This window comes from Pedobacter heparinus, from assembly GCF_032678725.1.
GTDB classification, from domain to species: domain Bacteria; phylum Bacteroidota; class Bacteroidia; order Sphingobacteriales; family Sphingobacteriaceae; genus Pedobacter; species Pedobacter heparinus_A.
On record NZ_JAVTSC010000005.1, the window covers coordinates 271706 to 284871 of the forward strand.

Below are 13166 nucleotides of genomic sequence, written 5' to 3' on the forward strand. Positions count from 1 at the left end.
TTTTAATTATCACTTTAGGTTTGCAAATAGGTACATTTGATTCATTAGTTTGTACAGACAAATCATCTTATCCTATGAAAATCACATCTCCTGAGCCAGCCCAGGTTACCTATACCGCTGATGAAGCCTTTCGTAAATCTCTTGACTATTTTAAGGGTGATGACCTGGCTGCCCGCGTATGGGTAAATAAGTATGCGCTGAAAGATTCTACCGGGACCATTTACGAGGGAACTCCGGACGATATGCACCATAGGATAGCCGCTGAAATTGCACGCATTGAGCGAAGGTATCCAAGCCCCTTATTGGAAAACGAGGTATTTGAACTGATCCGAAACTTTAAATACATCATTCCTCAGGGAAGCCCGATGACGGGGATCGGTAATCCTCATCAGATCGCTTCACTTTCCAACTGTTTCGTAATTGGCAATGAAGGTGATGCTGACTCTTACGGAGGGATTATGAAAATTGACCAGGAGCAGGTACAGCTGATGAAAAGACGCGGGGGGGTAGGGCATGATCTGTCTCATATCCGTCCTAAAGGATCGCCGGTAAAAAATTCTGCGTTAACCTCCACCGGCATTGTACCATTTATGGAACGTTATTCCAATTCTACACGCGAGGTAGCACAGGATGGCAGAAGAGGTGCCCTGATGCTTTCTGTCGCCATTAAACATCCCGATGCGGAGGATTTTATCGACGCCAAAATGGAGCAAGGTAAAGTTACCGGTGCAAATGTCTCCGTACGCATTGATGATGCGTTTATGAAAGCTGTAGCTTCCGGGACACCTTACCTGCAGCAATATCCAATAAATAGCAGAAACCCTGTTTACAAAAAAAATATAGATCCGGTACAATTGTGGAAGAAAATTGTTCACAATGCCTGGCGTTCAGCGGAACCGGGTATTCTATTCTGGGACACCATTATAAGGGAATCGGTACCTGATTGTTACGCAGACCTGGGCTACCAGACTGTTTCTACAAATCCTTGTGGTGAAATTCCGCTTTGTCCTTATGATTCCTGCCGGTTACTGGCCATAAATCTCTTTTCCTATGTAGAAAAACCATTTACTTCAGCTGCTTATTTTAATTGGGACTTGTTTAAACAACATATCCACGCAGCACAACGTATGATGGATGATATCATCGATCTGGAGTTGGAAAAGATAGATTCTATACTACAAAAGATAATTGAAGATCCTGAAAAAGAAGAACTTAAGCGTACGGAGATGAACTTGTGGTTAAATATTCAGACTAAAGCCAGGGAAGGCAGAAGAACTGGCATCGGCATTACTGCCGAAGGGGATATGCTTGCAGCAATGGGACTGCGTTATGGCAGCGAAGAAGGAACAGCATTTGCTGTTGAAATCCATAGAACCATCGCCGTTGAAGCTTACCGTTCATCAGTAATTACTGCAAAAGAACGGGGTGCCTTCACGATATTTGATGCTGATCGGGAAAAGAATAATCCATTTATACAACGCCTGAAAGATGCGGATGAAGGCTTGTATAATGACATGCTGGAATATGGAAGGCGAAATATTGCGCTGTTAACCATTGCACCGACAGGAACAACCAGTCTCATGTCGCAAACCAGTTCAGGAATAGAGCCTGTATTTATGCCGGTATACAAAAGAAGGAGAAAAGTAAATCCGAACGATAAGGATGCACGCGTAGATTTTGTAGATGAGGTTGGAGACTCCTGGGAAGAGTATGTTGTTTTCCATCCTCGATTTAAACAATGGATGGAAGTGAACGGCCATGATCTCACTAAAAATTATGCGCAAAAAGAATTGGATAAGCTCGTTGAACTGTCACCTTATTATAAATCAACCTCAAATGACGTTGATTATCTGAAAAAGGTGAAGATGCAGGGTGAAATCCAGAAGTGGATAGACCACTCTATCAGTGTGACCATCAACATGCCCGCAGATGTAACGGAAGAACTGGTAGGCGCTGTTTACATGGAAGCCTGGAAATCAGGCTGCAAAGGAGTAACTGTTTACAGAGATGGCTCACGGTCTGGGGTATTGATTTCTAATGAAAGCCCACAAACAGAGCAGGCAGAAACCGATAGTCAGCTCATCTTTCCAACAACAAGACCCGCAATATTGGATGCTGATGTGGTCCGTTTTCAGAACAGCAAAGACAAATGGATTGCTTTTATCGGTTTAATTGATGGAAAGCCCTATGAAATTTTCACTGGTTTTGCGGATGATGAAGACGGTATTTTATTACCAAGGTGGGTAAACGATGGGGTAATCATTAAAAGCCGTGAAGCAGATGGCAGTTCGAGGTACGATTTTCAATATAAAAACAAACGTGGCCATAAAACTACCATTGAAGGATTATCCTATAAATTTAATCCTGAATACTGGAACTACGCTAAGCTAATTTCAAGTACGTTAAGGCACAGCATGCCAATTGAAAAAGTTGTAGATCTGATCAATAGTCTGCAATTGGATGAAGCTATAAATACCTGGAAAAATGGTGTAGCCCGTGCATTAAAGCGCTATGTCCCTGATGGAACGGAAGCGCGGAAACAGCAATGCCAGAATTGCAATTCTACCAACCTGCATTATCAGGAAGGATGCCTGACATGTAAAGATTGTGGTTCGTCCAAATGTGGATAAACAAGGCAGCAAAACCGATTAAGCCGTGATCCGCACAAAATTGATATAATCTGTGTTTATTGGTTTAATGTTCTGTAGTTTCATTTCTTTGGCTATCTGCGCCCTGTGATAGGTACCATGGTTAAAAACATGCAATAAAATATCGGAAACAGCAGTTTCATAGTGTTGGCCTGTAGAGATTGTATATTTTATGATTGGCGTATTTTCTATTTCTCCACTGGTTATTTCCGATAATGCATTTGCACTTTGTTCAAGCAGTACTTTACAGGTTTCCAAGTCATTCATTTGCCAGACGCTGACACCTGGCGCTATACCGTTAATTCGCTTAAACCATATGGTTTGTGCATTTACGATGTGACTAAATAATAGCATGCATGACTCAGAAATTGTGTCTGAATTGGTCATTAAAGTATCTAACAATGACGCATTTGCCCAATTGTTGTAACGGCAGAGTCTTTCTAACATAATATCATTTTTTTCGCTTTTTTTTCATATGTTCTTCCAATACTGAACCTGGAAAATGTGGATCTTTACGAAGTTCATTAATGTTGATCCTCAGCTTTTCGCCCTTACGCCATAAAAAGCCACCAGCAGTAAGGTAAAGATTATTTAATACATTATGGATTTGCGCATTGTCAACTTTGGTCGCTTTAGATGCCGCAAAACAATTTTTATGAGAGCCTAACCACCTTCCATCCAGGTCATATTGGGATACCTTTTCTCTTCTGGAAGTTATTCTGGGATCAACGGGTACTTTCTTTTTCAGCGTATTGCTCCAGATAAAGCCTCCATAGGTTAAGCCCCTGCCTTTAATTACATCCCGTATCCCGTTCTTATGAACACCAACAGCTTTTGCAGCTTCAATAGTATTGGCATAGGTACGAATCAGATTGCCTTGTAAATCATATTGTCCAACCGTTTGCTGGGTCTTCGCCAGAGGGGAGGATCTATACCACCTTTCTTGTAAAAGGGATTTCATATCGATTTCCGGATCATTTCCCCGCCTCCATAAATAGCCACAAGCAGTTAATAATTTGCTGCTCTTTCTGGCTGCGCTGGAAAGAAATACCTGGTGAGTACCCATGGCTTCAGCTGCAATTTTTGCATTGGCGTAGGTTTCCAGTAATTGCCCACTTAAAGAATAACGGCTAATTTGATGACTGCCTTTTTCTTTTTGAGCGTTATTTTTTTGTAGTTGAGGCATTTGCTCCGAATATTTTATATCTGGCATCTTATAAGCAAATATATTTGATTTTTACAATTGATGAGCTATCTAATTGAGTAAAAATGTAACGTTTTACTGTATTTTTTTTGTTAATTAATATCTTTAGATATTAATTGTTTGTCTGTAAATCATTTTAAACGAACCCATCCCAGTTTTAATGCCCTGATTTTAATATCAAAACATTATAAGGTAGTATCAAAGTTAGCGATGTATAGTTTTTCATTTGTTTTTATCGTCAAAATGATGATTAAATAGAAGTTGAGATTAATTATTCATCCTCATTGTATTTTTAATATCTTTGACTGTATTTTTATAGAAACCATATATTCCTAAATAGCGATCTCAATGTCGAATTTAAAATCCAGTACAGAAGTAATAGCAGTAAAAGCAATTTCAGACCTTGAACCAGGAGATAGCATATTGAATCTTGGAGAAGTACTTGAAATTGAAGAGAACAAGGAAATATATTCTATTATTATACTCAGGATGAACCAGAAACAAGTGTTCAAATTCGAGAAGAACATCTGTTTATATGTCAGTAAAGAGGTTGAACCCGCGTAATGGTTTAGTCTTACGGTGCCTAGTTCGTTGGCTTGTTTTGTTTAAGTTTTATGTCTTTTGCTGCTGAATCGTAGTGATAAAGACTTTCAGTAATATCTTTACAATGCACAATAACTGCGTTTTGTTTTTCCCAATAGCTTTTAACCGTGTTTCCATCCATCGCCCCAGCTTCGCTACCTTTTTCTACTTTTTGGTCATCCGGATTAACGATCAGCTTTAAACCTGTGGCGATATTCATCATCTCCATATCACCCCGGCTGTTTCCTCCAACAAATAAAGGTTTTGCTTTAATAAATGTCTGAATAGTCTCCGCTTTTCCATTATCCATTGGAACAGGTAATACCACTTCATTACTGATAACGTTGTTTTTGATCACAGATTTAAGGCCAATGATCCGGTCAACAGGGATACCAAATTCCTCGTGAACAAATTGCTGGTATAAAAGTTCAGGCGAAGTCGTAACCACCCATACTTCAAAGCCATAGTTTTGAAGATTTGCAACCAGCTGTCGCATTTCAGGATAAATTTTAGCCTGATATTTTGCATTAAAACAATCTTCTCCCATGCGGATAATATCCTTATCTGTCATTCCGGCCATATAACTGATGCGGTTTAATACAAATTCTTTGCTGGCAGTACTTGCCCCACCAAACATGTTGCGCACAATTTTCATTTTTTCTTTTGAAAAATTATCGCTTTTACCTTCAAAGGTCTTTTTTGCATAACTGATAAAAGCTTCATCAGCCAGATAATAAGGAACCTGTCCCATCAAAGTGCCATCACAATCAAAGACCGCAACCTTTCTTTCCTTAATGGCGTTGCTGCCAGCTAAAAAGCTTTCTATCCTGTCATTTGTCTCCTTAGACCAGGTCTTTACAGCTTGGTAGCTTTGGGCAAAACCAGCAGAATTTACAATAAGAAAAAGGGCGGTAATGATTGATCTGTAACTTTTCATAATTTACTTTTTGTTTCAGCAAATTAAGTAAAATAAACATTGTGAAACAAAATGAAATAAATCTATAACAAACGCTTTACAAGAAAAGGTGTAAAAACAGCAATGAATAAAATATTTAAAACAGAACTTTATTATCTTAGAGTGCCAAATTGCCAGAATGTTAACGCAAATATGAAATATGCAATAATCAGTGCACTTTTTTTACTTCTTTCAGGTGCGGTATCCGGCCAGGTTCCATCAAAAAAGGAGCTCAGCGATTTGATTTCTGCAGTTGATAGATTTACAGCGTACCAGTCTATCGAAAAACTATACTTACAAACGGATAAATCTGCTTATGCCTCAGGGGATACTTTATGGTTTAAAGTATATCTTTTTGATGAGACTTATTATGCCAGTCCTAAAAGTGGACTGATGTATATCGAAATTGCTAACGACAGCAACAGATTAATGAAGCGGATAATGCTACCAGTATTTAATGGAATTTCGTTTGGCCAGATTGCACTCGATCCAGCAGAAATACCGCAAGGAAATTATGTTTTAAGAGCCTATACCAATTGGATGCGTAATTTTGGAGAGGATCGCATATTTCAGAAACAGTTTTACATTGGCAGTACAGCGGGTACAGAATGGCTTGTAAATTACAATACCGAGCTAAAGAAAGCAGCAGATAAAGACCATATCGAGCTCAGTTTAAAATTCAGCAGACTGGATAAAGTACATGTTGCCTTAAAAGATGTTCAGTTGCAGGCAACGGATGGAAAACGTTCCTGGGCTAAAGCCAAAATGCAAACAGACATTGACGGTATGCTAAAGGTAAACCTGGATCTTCCCGAAAAATTGAATCCAAAAGCGATTTCCTTGCGCGTACAGGACTTAAGCAAGGGTGGAGAAAATAACCAGATTATGATACCCCTTTTGGTTAACCGGCCCGAAAATGTTGACCTGCAGTTTATGCCCGAAGGGGGAAATCTGGTTGCTGATTTACCCTCACGTATGGCTTTTAAGGCGATAAATGAAGACGGCCTTGGGGTTGAGGTGTCCGGTACGATATATGACAGTAAAAATCAGCAAATCACTTCTTTTAAAACTGTTCATAAGGGGATGGGAGCCTTCTATTTTAGCCCCTTGTCAGGTGAAACTTATACGGCCAGAATAAACGGGATGTCCAGGTCTTATCCGATCCCGGCAGCAAAGGCTGTTGGTACAGTTTTAAGTGTTCACAATAAGTTACAGCGTGATTCCTGTGAAGTATTAATTACTGCCACGCCTGATGTCACCTCAACCGAAAACAGTTATTACCTGATCGGACAGGCAAGGGGAGTGGTGTGTTTTGCAGCATTGATCAAAATAAAAAAGAATGGTTCAAGATTACGGATCAGCAAGAAAGGATTTCCAACCGGTCTTGTACACATCACATTAGCCCGGGCCGACAGAACAGTAGTTAATGAGCGGACGATGTTTATAGATCATGCTGATCAGCTGGCTATCCAGGTAAACACCAACAAGGTGGTTTACAAGCAAAGAGATAGCGTTGCAATGCACATTAAAGTAACTGATAAAAATGGAGTTCCTGTACAGGGAAATTTCTCTGTAGCTGTTACCGATGATAGCCTGGTCAAAACGGACAGTATTGCCTCGGGCTCCGTCATCTCCAATGTGTTACTTACTGCTGGTCTGAAAGGCCATATAGAAGATCCAGGCTATTATTTAAAGGCTGGTGCTGATGTTAAAAAATGGCAGGACCTGGATCTGTTGCTTTTGACACAAGGTTGGGTTGGTTATAATTGGGATGAAATATTTAAACCGGAGAAGGTCTTCGCTTATGCAGCCGAACCGGAATTTGAAATTAAAGGAAAAGTGACCAATATTTTCAATAAGCCTGTAGGCAATTCGGGTATTAATCTGTTGTCAAAAAGACCAGCTCTATTTATGGATACGGTTACAAACAATATGGGACTTTTTAAATTCAAAGGCATTTTCCCTTCGGATACTGCGGTATTTTTTATTCAGGCAAGAAACAAAAGAGGCAAAAGCTTTAACGTTGGAATAGAGGTGGAAGAATTTATGCCACCTGCTTTTACCAGCCCTGCCAGGCGTATGGTGCCCTGGTATGTTAATATTGATACGGGCAGGTTGATGGCTGTAAAAAAGCAGTTCCAGTTAGAGAAAGAAGTAAACCGGATTACGGGCCGCAATATGCTGAAAGAGGTAGCAATTACGGCGAAAAAAACAGTCAAAGATTCAAAAAACCTGAATGGTCCTGGTGGAGCTGATGTAATCATCGATCAGCAGGAGCTGGAAAAATCCGGTAAAATGACTTTGGGAGATTTACTGGAAAAAAGAGTAGTTGGATTTGGCACCAGGACCAGTAAAAGCGGGATACGTTATTATGTGATTAAAGGCATGTTGCTCCATCTTATCATAGATGGCGTGGATGTTGCATTTTCAAAACCCGAAGGTATCGGTCAATACGACTATTTTAAGCAGTATTTTGATTATTATGATGCCGAAGAAATTAAAGGGATAGAAGTAATGATGTCTGGCAAATATCAAATGCGTTACAGCAGCCATTTTATTCCCGATCCCATGGCTATTCCATGGGATCATGCCTTTATTGAAGTAACCACACGTGGGGGAAAGGGGCCATTTTTAAAGAAAAGCGTGGGCACTTATTTGTACAAACCAATGGCTTTTTCCATACCCAAAAAATTCTATGTTCCGAAATACAAACCAGGCAACATTGCTGATATGACCGATATACGCTCAACTATTCACTGGGAACCCTATATCGTTACCGATAAAAATGGCATGGCAACGGTAAGCTTCTATACGGCTGACAATCCTGGTAGCTATTCGCTTATTATTGAGGGCGCCGATATGAAGGGGAACTTTGGCACTAAAATGAGTACAATTATGGTTGCAAAATAATTGAATTCCAATTATTTACTAGCCAGTACCGTGTTGGGGCCTTCATCCAAATACATAGATGTATAATTTTGATCACTTACATGAATAAACAAAACAGTTCTGTCTTCAATTGTACGGACAACTTTTGTAGCTAGTTCCTGTGGTACAGCAGGGCAGCCCTGGCTGCGTCCTAATCTTCCCAGTGCGTTAATGGTTTCCTGGCTTACATAATCTGCACCATGAACTACAATAGCCCTTTTACGTGCATTGGTATTAAAACCCTGATCCACACCATCAAGCTTTAAAGAAAGACCATGTTTTCCAAAATAACTTTCGGCGGTAATGAAAAAACCAATACTACTTTTAAATGATTCATTGCTGTTTGAAAAATAACTGGCCTTGTCTGCACCACTGCGTTCCCCGTGCGCTACCCAGGTATTTAAAATTAATTCCTTTCTATTGAGGTCAATTATCCATAACCGTTTCTTTGTACTGCTCTGGTCAAAATCGACGATACTTAGAATGGATTTTGTGTTAGAAAGTTTTCCGGTGTTTTTCAAATTGTAAAATCCTGTTACCGCTTTTTCAAATACGAAAAGGGATAGTCCACTTTCTGCAAGTTGCGCGGTATCATATAGATCTTTAATACCTGGTTCTGCAATTTTGTATACAGGTTTCCAGCTGATGATGCTGAATGCAAATAAAATTATAACTAACCCCGCTCCTCCTAAAATACTTTTCCCCATAGTTACGCTGTTGTTTCAGCTCCAAATTCAAATGAATTATCCCTGTTTTGTTTAAGTTTATTCTATAAATATTGCACAAATATAATTAAATATATTTTTAAATATACTCATATTTAAGGTATTACGTAAATATGACTTATTAGAGCAGGTAATTATTTGCCTTCTTTAAGCAAAGAGATGATTCTTTCTTTATCCTTTACCTGGTCTTTTAAGGTAGTGATCAGTTCTTTGCATGTTCTCAGATTTGCTTTTAACTCACCATATTCTGATTTTGGTTCTGCTACCATATTTTCATCAGTCTGAGGTTTTTTTGGTGCTGTATCAAAGAAAAATCCTGGAGAAACTTCTAGTATACCGGCCATAGCAACAATGTCCTTATATTTTACGGATTCATTGAGCAATCCAAGTCTTAAACCATCGAATGTTTTTCCAATACTATGCGCCAACCAGCTCAGTGATCTATTCTTTTCTCTTAAAATCTTATCAACAGTTGCTTTTAAAGACATAACTTTTTTTTACTGCAAAGTAAGAATATTGTTGTTAAAATTATACATCGATTTATATTTTTTTTGATAGATGCGCATAAAAAAAATGTGATGAAAGCCAAATAAATTCATTTATTAACTATTTATTTTGATGGTGTCGTTGGCAATAAACAATTGGTTTAAAGTAATTGATTATCATTATTTTTTTTTAAATTTACTTCGAGAGCGTTAATTTGCGGGGGCAAAGCCTATTCAGGTCTGTCTCCGCTTTTTTGTTTTTTCTCCAGGTTTTGACTAAGGGATTTCCTATCTTATAACTTAACCTGTCGGATGATGTTCTTGATATTCAACTCAATGATATCTGTCATATTTTTACATTCCAGATATTGCCGGTCTGAAAAATATTCAGCCATCCCTGACTTCAGTGTTTCTATATTTTCTGTTGTGGTAAGCATTTCTGTATTCGATACGTCACGCAAATCTGTTAAACGATGACGCTCGCTGCGCACCCTGTGTAAGATAGAAGATTTTTCTTCCTGCTGGTATTGCAGATACGTTTTATCCGTGAGTTGATCCAGGCCCATTTTTACATAAGGAAAATTCTCTTTAAAAAACTGCGGAAGATATACTTTGATATTTCCCTCGTAAAACTGCTGATCAAAATCAATGGCCCTGATCCGGAACTGGATATCATCAAAATCAGGTGTAATCTGCATCACGAAATTATATGCCCTCATATCACCAAGCAGCATGACCAGGCAACGTTCATTAAATTTGACGAATTCTTTGGCTATCCGGGTGGGGTTGTAGTCAACGTTGTGTAAATAGGTTTTTGCAAAGACATCACCTGGGATTCCGGCAATATGTTCTTCCACTAAGGTTTCTCTGTCTACCAGGTAGTTCACCTGATTTGGAGATAAGATTTCTTCCAATTCCAGGCCATAGATCCTTGATGCATCTGCTTTTTTAATGTAAAAATAATCGTAAACATCATTTAAGCGATTTACAATCCTTATTCTGAAAGGGTGGGTGTTGCCAAAGGTACAATACTCAATTTTGTCAATATATTTATGCTGCACTATCCGCAGGTTCCCTGAGGCTTTTAAGTTGGCATAAACTATTTTTAAGCCATTATGTAGTTCTTCAATCTTATCCGCCGCATAAATCGGACCTTCCCAAAGTGAATCTTTGCCATATTTATCCATTATCGGATAGGCTTCTGTAAACACCAGCAGATCGTTATAAGTGATTGGGATTCTGGATTCCCGCTGATAGCTTTTCAGATATTTTTGTAAAGCCGGAGATACCGGGAAAATAGGTTTCTTACGGGATATTCTTACATCACTATGTTCCATCGATTCGTAATTTAGGATCAATTTAGTATTTTCTTTACAAAAACGATACAGGTAAGCATATTTGAAACATTTGAATTTTATGTGGATGTAGATTTTAAGTCATATCGTATGCCTGCATGGAGATTTACAGGAAGCAGGCTGTAGCTTTGTTGTTTTATGAATTGTTATGAAGAAACTACTCGACACCATTCCGTTTTCCGTACTCGATCTGGCTACTGTAATCGAAGGAAAAACGCCTGCCGATACTTTTACAACCAGTCTTGATCTTGCCCAGCATGTCGAAAAATGGGGCTATAACCGTTACTGGCTGGCAGAGCATCACAATATGATCAGCGTAGCTAGTTCTGCAACAGCAGTGGTAATCGGACATATTGCAGCAGGTACAAAAACGATTCGGGTGGGCTCTGGTGGTATCATGTTGCCAAATCATTCCCCTTTAATCATTGCGGAACAATTTGGAACATTAGCCTCTTTATTTCCAGACAGGATAGACCTGGGTTTAGGCAGGGCGCCAGGAACAGATCAGGTTACAGCTATGGCCATAAGGGGCGAACGTTTTAATGCAGCAAATAGCTTTCCGCAGGATGTACTGAAATTACAGGCCTATTTTTCTACTGACAACAGTAAAAGTAGTGTCAGGGCTATTCCAGGGGAAGGGCTTGATATTCCAATCTGGATACTGGGATCAAGCACAGATAGTGCCCATTTAGCAGCCGCTTTAGGATTACCCTATGCATTTGCCAGTCATTTTGCACCTGCTCAGTTCGGCACTGCCATTAATATATACAGGCAAAATTTTAAACCATCTGCACAGCTCAAAGCCCCCTATGTACTGGCCTGTGTAAATGTGGTAGCGGCGGATACTGATGCGGAGGCCAACAGGTTGGTTACTTCTCTTTACCAGTTGTTTATGGGTATAGTGACCGGAAAACGCAGGTTGCTTCAACCTCCTGTAGACAATATGGACGAGATATGGGATGTCTATGAAGAAGAGCAGGCAAACCAGATGCTGGCCTGCACCTTTGTTGGCAGCAAAGACACCATTAAACAAGATCTGCAACGATTTTTGGATCAGACAGGCGTAGATGAAATTATGGCCACCTCACATATTTTTGACCATAGTGCCAGATTACACTCTTATCAGCTGCTTGCAGAAGTATTTAAAGATTAATTAGCCGTTAATGCTTTTTTCTGATAAATTAGTTCCATGAAGTTATTTTCAATTGTACTATCACTGGTGCTGACCACCTCATTTCAAAAAACTATGGCACAAACCGAAAAGAAACAGCAAACCGCTGTACTAAACCATATTGCAGTATATGTGGCAGATCTGAAGAAAGCAACCGATTTTTATCAGGTTGTTTTTAACCTCGAACAAATTCCGGAACCTTTTAAAGATGGAAAACATACCTGGTTCGCGCTTGGCGCTGCCGGTCAGCTACACCTGATCCAGGGTGCAAAAAGTAATGTTGAACATGAGAAAAACGATCACCTGTGTTTTAGTGTGGCTTCTGTTGATACTTTTGCAGCACAGCTCTCCACCAAAAATATAACTTTTGAAAATTGGGCAGGTAAAGCCAAAACCATTACCGAAAGGGTAGACGGCGTGAAACAGATCTATTTTAAAGACCCAGACGGGCACTGGTTGGAAGTAAATGATGCTAAATAACAGCACAACATTTCTTATGATATCATGAAAGGGCTTTGTTTTATTTATTTATTTACACTGCAACTTGCCATAACAGCAATCATGCCGCTGCAGTTAAAGGCGCAGCATCAACTACAGCAGCTAGATGATCAGATCCTGATTAACCTTGCTGCCAGCAGAACTCCTGAAAAAACAAGTTTCTTTCTTTTTCTATCCAAATATAACGATGTGGTAAATATAGGGGTGCCTGTTGGTTTACTGGCTGGTGGCGTAATTGCAGATGACAAAAAGATGCGTCAAAATGCCTTGTATGTAGCCAGTAGTTCGGCGGTAAATGCACTGGTTACCATGCTGATTAAAAAGATGGTGAAGCGGCCGAGGCCTTTTCTGGCCAATGTAAAGATTAATGCCGTTTATCAGCCCAGCCATTATTCCTTTCCGTCCGGTCATACCTCTACTGCTTTCACTACCGCAACAGCACTTTCGCAAGCTTATCCAAAATGGTATGTTATAGCACCATCTTATCTGTGGGCAGGTTCAGTAAGTTTTTCGCGTTTATATCTAGGCGTGCATTATCCTACAGATGTGGCCGCAGGTGCATTGCTTGGAACAGGTACTGCTTTTTCACTACGTTCATTGCGCCCTGATTAACGA

12 protein-coding genes are annotated in these 13166 nt (G+C 39.5%); 6 read left to right on the plus strand and 6 right to left on the minus strand.

What is annotated here, in order from left to right; genetic code table 11:
* Nucleotides 1–74 precede the first annotated feature (74 nt).
* Nucleotides 75–2630, plus strand: a complete 2556-nt coding sequence (locus tag R2Q85_RS10420; RefSeq protein ID WP_316811714.1) for an adenosylcobalamin-dependent ribonucleoside-diphosphate reductase — start codon at nt 75–77, stop codon at nt 2628–2630.
* An 18-nt stretch (nt 2631–2648) separates the two neighbouring features.
* Here R2Q85_RS10420 and R2Q85_RS10425 read toward each other — a convergent pair whose 3' ends face one another.
* Nucleotides 2649–3095 carry a DinB family protein gene (locus R2Q85_RS10425; RefSeq protein WP_316811715.1) on the minus strand — a complete coding sequence of 149 codons (447 nt, stop codon included), beginning with the start codon at nt 3093–3095 and terminating at the stop codon, nt 2649–2651.
* A gap of 4 nt (nt 3096–3099) precedes the next feature.
* Complete coding sequence (locus tag R2Q85_RS10430; protein WP_316811716.1) at nt 3100–3834, minus strand: NUMOD1 domain-containing DNA-binding protein; 735 nt, start codon at nt 3832–3834, stop codon at nt 3100–3102.
* 366 nt (nt 3835–4200) lie between these two features.
* On the opposite strand from R2Q85_RS10430, the gene R2Q85_RS10435 reads away from it, so the two are divergent.
* Nucleotides 4201–4416, plus strand: a complete 216-nt coding sequence (locus R2Q85_RS10435) for a hypothetical protein (RefSeq protein WP_316811717.1) — start codon at nt 4201–4203, stop codon at nt 4414–4416.
* Between the two features lie 19 nt (nt 4417–4435).
* Here R2Q85_RS10435 and R2Q85_RS10440 read toward each other — a convergent pair whose 3' ends face one another.
* On the minus strand, nt 4436–5371 hold the full coding sequence (locus R2Q85_RS10440) for an HAD family hydrolase (protein ID WP_316811718.1): 936 nt from the start codon (nt 5369–5371) through the stop codon (nt 4436–4438).
* A gap of 171 nt (nt 5372–5542) precedes the next feature.
* Here R2Q85_RS10440 and R2Q85_RS10445 point away from each other — a divergent pair, with 171 nt between their 5' ends.
* Nucleotides 5543–8299 carry a TonB-dependent receptor plug domain-containing protein gene (locus tag R2Q85_RS10445; RefSeq protein WP_316811719.1) on the plus strand — a complete coding sequence of 919 codons (2757 nt, stop codon included), beginning with the start codon at nt 5543–5545 and terminating at the stop codon, nt 8297–8299.
* Nucleotides 8300–8310: 11 nt separating this feature from the next.
* On the opposite strand, the gene R2Q85_RS10450 is transcribed toward R2Q85_RS10445, so the two are convergent.
* From R2Q85_RS10450 to R2Q85_RS10460, 3 genes are all read right to left on the minus strand, one after another.
* Entirely contained in the window at nt 8311–9024 is a 714-nt protein-coding gene (locus tag R2Q85_RS10450; protein WP_316811720.1) for a murein L,D-transpeptidase catalytic domain family protein, read from the minus strand.
* A 152-nt stretch (nt 9025–9176) separates the two neighbouring features.
* Nucleotides 9177–9530, minus strand: a complete 354-nt coding sequence (locus tag R2Q85_RS10455) for a hypothetical protein (RefSeq protein WP_316811721.1) — start codon at nt 9528–9530, stop codon at nt 9177–9179.
* Between the two features lie 290 nt (nt 9531–9820).
* Nucleotides 9821–10864, minus strand: a complete 1044-nt coding sequence (locus tag R2Q85_RS10460) for a hypothetical protein (RefSeq protein ID WP_316811722.1) — start codon at nt 10862–10864, stop codon at nt 9821–9823.
* A gap of 166 nt (nt 10865–11030) precedes the next feature.
* Here R2Q85_RS10460 and R2Q85_RS10465 point away from each other — a divergent pair, with 166 nt between their 5' ends.
* The 3 genes from R2Q85_RS10465 to R2Q85_RS10475 all read left to right on the plus strand — a co-directional run bounded on the left by R2Q85_RS10465 (nt 11031) and on the right by R2Q85_RS10475 (nt 13163).
* On the plus strand, nt 11031–12035 hold the full coding sequence (locus R2Q85_RS10465) for an LLM class flavin-dependent oxidoreductase (RefSeq protein WP_316811723.1): 1005 nt from the start codon (nt 11031–11033) through the stop codon (nt 12033–12035).
* A gap of 36 nt (nt 12036–12071) precedes the next feature.
* Nucleotides 12072–12533, plus strand: coding sequence for a VOC family protein (locus R2Q85_RS10470; RefSeq protein ID WP_316811724.1), 462 nt, complete (start codon nt 12072–12074; stop codon nt 12531–12533).
* An 81-nt stretch (nt 12534–12614) separates the two neighbouring features.
* Nucleotides 12615–13163 (plus strand): phosphatase PAP2 family protein, encoded by a 549-nt coding sequence (locus R2Q85_RS10475; protein WP_316811725.1) that lies wholly within the window; start codon nt 12615–12617, stop codon nt 13161–13163.
* Nucleotides 13164–13166: the final 3 nt, after the last annotated feature.

What these genes read in the sequence shown, in the direction of transcription:
- R2Q85_RS10420 (WP_316811714.1), top strand. Translation starts at nt 75, where the DNA reads ATGAAAATCACATCTCCTGAGCCAGCCCAGGTTACCTATACCGCTGAT.
- R2Q85_RS10425 (WP_316811715.1), bottom strand. Translation starts at nt 3,095, where the DNA reads ATGTTAGAAAGACTCTGCCGTTACAACAATTGGGCAAATGCGTCATTG.
- R2Q85_RS10430 (WP_316811716.1), bottom strand. Translation starts at nt 3,834, where the DNA reads ATGCCTCAACTACAAAAAAATAACGCTCAAAAAGAAAAAGGCAGTCAT.
- R2Q85_RS10435 (WP_316811717.1), top strand. Translation starts at nt 4,201, where the DNA reads ATGTCGAATTTAAAATCCAGTACAGAAGTAATAGCAGTAAAAGCAATT.
- R2Q85_RS10440 (WP_316811718.1), bottom strand. Translation starts at nt 5,371, where the DNA reads ATGAAAAGTTACAGATCAATCATTACCGCCCTTTTTCTTATTGTAAAT.
- R2Q85_RS10445 (WP_316811719.1), top strand. Translation starts at nt 5,543, where the DNA reads ATGAAATATGCAATAATCAGTGCACTTTTTTTACTTCTTTCAGGTGCG.
- R2Q85_RS10450 (WP_316811720.1), bottom strand. Translation starts at nt 9,024, where the DNA reads ATGGGGAAAAGTATTTTAGGAGGAGCGGGGTTAGTTATAATTTTATTT.
- R2Q85_RS10455 (WP_316811721.1), bottom strand. Translation starts at nt 9,530, where the DNA reads ATGTCTTTAAAAGCAACTGTTGATAAGATTTTAAGAGAAAAGAATAGA.
- R2Q85_RS10460 (WP_316811722.1), bottom strand. Translation starts at nt 10,864, where the DNA reads ATGGAACATAGTGATGTAAGAATATCCCGTAAGAAACCTATTTTCCCG.
- R2Q85_RS10465 (WP_316811723.1), top strand. Translation starts at nt 11,031, where the DNA reads ATGAAGAAACTACTCGACACCATTCCGTTTTCCGTACTCGATCTGGCT.
- R2Q85_RS10470 (WP_316811724.1), top strand. Translation starts at nt 12,072, where the DNA reads ATGAAGTTATTTTCAATTGTACTATCACTGGTGCTGACCACCTCATTT.
- R2Q85_RS10475 (WP_316811725.1), top strand. Translation starts at nt 12,615, where the DNA reads ATGCCGCTGCAGTTAAAGGCGCAGCATCAACTACAGCAGCTAGATGAT.